The organism is Prosthecobacter sp., assembly GCF_014879935.1.
In the GTDB taxonomy this organism is placed as follows: Bacteria; Verrucomicrobiota; Verrucomicrobiia; order Verrucomicrobiales; family Verrucomicrobiaceae; genus Prosthecobacter.
The window spans coordinates 1-2037 of record NZ_JACSRD010000006.1 but is presented as its reverse complement, the minus strand read 5'-3'; the positions used below and the strand labels follow the sequence as shown (position 1 = coordinate 2037).

The following is a 2037-nucleotide window of genomic DNA, read 5'->3' as shown; positions in this document are numbered from 1 at the left end:
GAAGCAAAATCCCCGGCCTTCGCCATCCTCCGCTCACGCTCCGGCCCCGCGCTTCCCGCGGGGTGCAGGGCCGTCAGGCCCGCCGGTTTCGTCGCCATGAAGGCCGCAAGGCTGCGGTCCAACCGACGGAGCCTCCCATGAGCACAGAGCACGACGACCCCCGCCATGCTTCCTCTCCAACTGATCACCTGCTGCAGGAACTCCAGCTCTACGGCTACCGTCCCGCAGACGACGAAACTGATCCCCGGCCGCTGCCCGAGGCCGACCGCATCACCGGTGCCATCGCCGACATCTTCGATGCGCTCATCGCGACGCTCCAGGACACCCGTCTCGACCCGGACCTCCCCGATCTCCTGTGGTCGACGGTCTATCTCTTCCACCGTGCCGCCGGCCGCATCTCGGGCTCCCTCGACGACAACGAGCAGGGCCAGCGCCGCAGCCAGCAGGAGCAGGACGGCAGCGAGGTGCGCGCGGTGGAACTGGAACGCCTGATCACTGAGGGGCAGAGCCTCACTGAGCGCCGCGACGCCTTTGAACAGATGCGGGACGAGGCGGCCGAGGCCTTTGAGCGTCAAACCGGGTCAGCATGGCGCCCACGCACCGGATCCATGGTGAACCATCGCAATCTGACTGCCGCCCTCATCGACAGCCGCGACTTCCTCGCCGCCCGCAGGCGGGCTGAGAGCGACGTGCTGATGCCCGCAGGTCCGAAGATCGCCTTCTCCGGCGGCGACACCGCCGATCACAAGCTCATCTGGGCCAAGCTCGACCAGGTGCACGCCAAGCACCCCGATATGGTGCTGCTCCACGGCGGCTCGCCCAAGGGCGCCGAGCGGATCGCCGCCTGCTGGGCCGATGCCCGAAAGGTGCCGCAGGTGGCGTTCAAGCCCGATTGGACGCGCCACGCCAAGGCTGCACCCTTCAAGCGCAACGATCAGATGCTGTCGGTCATGCCCATCGGGGTCATCATCTTCCCCGGCACGGGCATCCAGGACAATCTCGCCGACAAGGCCAAGAAGCTCGGTATCCCCGTCTGGAAGTTCGGCGGCGCGTAAGCGCCGCCGCCTACGCCGCTAACGCGCTGCAAAGCTACGGCCAATCGAAACTCTACAAATGATGCAGCACCACCTTGAACCCTTCGTCAACCGAGGGCGGCACAAAGTAACTGGTGAAGAGGTCGAAGTCTTCATCGCTGACAATGAATTCGTGCTCTCCTCTCTGATTCCGTTCGCGAAGTCGGGCTTTGCATACCTCATCCGCAACATCGAGATAATGCAGCTGATGCGCGCATCCTGCTTCTTTGAACAGAGTACGCATCCACGCTCGACTGGCGGGTGTATTAGCGGGGAAATCGAGCGCGACCGAAATTCCACTCCGTAAGAGGTCAATCACGTGCGCGGTCATAGCATCGCGCAACCTGGTCGAATTTCGAACGTATTCGGCCAAGCTATTCTGTTCACCAGGGTAAAGTCGAGAGAGCCAATAATCCTCCCTCATAACGATCGTGTTTGGCCTTCTTCCCAGAGCACTTGTAAGCGTCGACTTTCCAGCCGCTATCTTGCCGCACACGATATGCAACGTAGGTTCATTCGAGGACATGAGCATAAACTTTCGAGGACGTGATTAACGTCATGACATTCACATTCGGAAAAGCCCGACCCGACGCATCAGGCCGGGCGCTTAATTCGTTTGCTGATCGCAACCGCAATGTGAATCACGAAGTTCACCTTTTAAATATGGCAGCGTGCGCGGCGATCGTCCATGAGATCGATCCTTTTGCCCCCTAATCGGGGCAACCGGGCTCGCCCAGGCGTAAATCCGCCCCGATTTCCGCTCCCGGCGCACTCGATCTTCAGCTATAGTGCGTTCGCGCCGTGGTGGTGGTGGCAGGCGCAACCGTCAGACCTTTGGCACGGAGGCCACCACTATGATCATCCTCGCTATACTCGCATCCATTGCAGCGATAGGTGTGTTTCGGCATGGAAGATTGACCCCGTTGTGAGGGGGATCGGCGTGTAATTTTGACCCCCCTCTTGG

Annotated in this window: 2 protein-coding genes; one reads left to right on the top strand and one right to left on the bottom strand. The window is 61.2% G+C overall.

What is annotated here, in order from left to right; translation table 11 throughout:
* Positions 1-137 precede the first annotated feature (137 nt).
* Positions 138-1055, top strand: a complete 918-nt coding sequence (locus tag IAE77_RS00070) for a DUF2493 domain-containing protein (RefSeq protein ID WP_294219610.1) — start codon at positions 138-140, stop codon at positions 1053-1055.
* Between the two features lie 52 nt (positions 1056-1107).
* Here IAE77_RS00070 and IAE77_RS00065 read toward each other — a convergent pair whose 3' ends face one another.
* Positions 1108-1599, bottom strand: coding sequence for an ATP-binding protein (locus tag IAE77_RS00065; protein ID WP_294219609.1), 492 nt, complete (start codon positions 1597-1599; stop codon positions 1108-1110).
* Between the last annotated feature and the right edge of the window lie 438 nt (positions 1600-2037).